This is a genomic window from Rhabdothermincola sediminis, from assembly GCF_014805525.1.
In the GTDB taxonomy this organism is placed as follows: Bacteria; Actinomycetota; Acidimicrobiia; order Acidimicrobiales; family Acidimicrobilacustridaceae; genus Rhabdothermincola; species Rhabdothermincola sediminis.
In genome coordinates this window covers 1-1,778 of the sequence record NZ_JACFSZ010000042.1, presented here as the reverse complement: position 1 = coordinate 1,778, position 1,778 = coordinate 1, and the positions used below count along the sequence as shown (strand labels likewise).

Here is a 1,778-nt window from a genome sequence, read left to right as displayed (position 1 = left end):
CCTCCAACCCCGGCTCGAACCCGAACCCGAAACGACCCGACCGCGGCGACGACAACCGCCCCCCAAGCTCATCCACAGGCGCGAAAGCCGGGCGGGCAGCTTCCTGGAGCACGCCGCTCAGGCTACTCGGGGGTCAAACTGTGGCCTACGTCACGTGCTTCAGTCCCGTGCACCCTGACCCCGGGGCGGAACCATCGCCGGATCTCCGGGAAGGCGGCGAGGGGAAGCGCCGCCGGTACCGCCAGCAGCGGAAGCAGCGGGACGTGGAACCGCGGCTCACCGAAGAACGGCCACGGCGCGATCGCGATGCCGGTGATGACCAGCACCAGCGCCAACCGGCGGGGAGACCGCCCGGCCCCGAACGCCGCCACGCCGAGCGCGCCGAGCGCCAGCAGCGGGAAGTACACCGCGTCGGCCCAGAACTGGAGCACCTCCACCCGCCTCGGGCTGAGCCACGGGTCGTCCCCGTAGGAGGTGGTGGCCCGGATCGCTTCGTGGTCGTTCAGGAAGGTGAAGTACGTGCGCCACGCCACCAGACGCGCTTGCTCGCCGGGATGCTGCCTCATCCACTCCAGCGCCCGCTCGGTGAGCAACCGGTTCTGCTCCACTTCGCTGGCAGGAGGATCGAAGGGCGGGAGCTCCCTGAAGCAGTAGTCGGGGAGGGCGAAGGATCCTGGTGCGCCCGGGTGGTTGCCGATGCAGAGGTTGTCGCCGGTGTTGGTCGAGATCGGCACGAAGGCGTGGAGCTGGACGAAGTTCCGCACCGTCCAGGGCACCACGATCAGTGCCGCCGCGCCCACGAGTACCGCGGTGCCGCGAATCCAGTGGCGCGCGTCGCGCCATGCGAGCGCCAGGGCGATCAGCAGCAGCACGAAGGCCGGCCCGAACGTGGGTCGGACGAGCAGGGCGAACCCGAACAGCACGCCGGCGACGGCCAGGCGGCGAGCACTCGGAGCATCCGGCCGCCCGCCGCTCTCGCCAGACCACGGTCGCCAGAGGAGCACCGCCAGCGCGCTCAGCTCGACACCGATGAACAAGGTCTCGGTCAGCAGCAGCCCCGTGTACATGATGAGGCTGGGCGTGAGCGCGACCAGCACCGCCGCGACCGCACCCACCCGGGGACCGACCAACCTCCTGCCCAGGAGCCCGACGAGCGCGATCGACACGGTGCCCACCACGAGGTTCAGCGCGGCACCGGCCATCGGCACGTCGTCCGGCAAAGGTGTGTGCAACACCAGCCAGACCACGACCGAGAGTGCCGCCGGGTAACCAGGCGGGTAGTACGCGGTGGGCTGCCCGGTCGGCCCGGCGTAGCCGTCGCCGGCAGCAAGGCTCCGAGCGAGCGCCTCGTAGAACGCCGGGTCGTGCTCGCCTGCCGGAGCCCGAGTGGCGTAGAGGATCCACACCAGGCGCACGACGAAGCCGCCGAGCACCGCGGCCGCCAGCACCTGCGTGGGGCGCTCGCGCCGTAGCCGCCCGATCGCCTCCCCGACCGTCGCCCGCACCGCACGGGCGCGGGATACGGCGCGTCGCCCGTGGCCCTCCACGCCGCCGGTCTACCACGACCCGCCGACTACCATGACGTGCCCGTCTGGCCGGTCGGATCCCCGCGATCCTCCGTTCCCCTGCCACCCGACGCAGTGGCCTGCACATGACCGACACGCTCCCCCACCAAGCACCCAGCCGCCCGGCTTTCGCGCCTGTGGATGAGCTTGGGGGGCGGTTGTCGTCGCCGCGGTCGGGTCGTTTCGGGTTCGGGTTCGAGCCGGGGTTGGAGG

The 1,778-nt window shown here is 71.5% G+C and carries 1 protein-coding gene; it reads right to left on the bottom strand.

All coding sequences use genetic code 11. The features are described 5' to 3' along the window. Positions 1 to 122: 122 nt before the first annotated feature. A complete protein-coding gene (locus HZF19_RS16065) occupies positions 123 to 1,547 on the bottom strand; it encodes a glycosyltransferase family 39 protein (RefSeq protein ID WP_208029808.1) in 1,425 nt (474 codons plus the stop codon). Between the last annotated feature and the right edge of the window lie 231 nt (positions 1,548 to 1,778).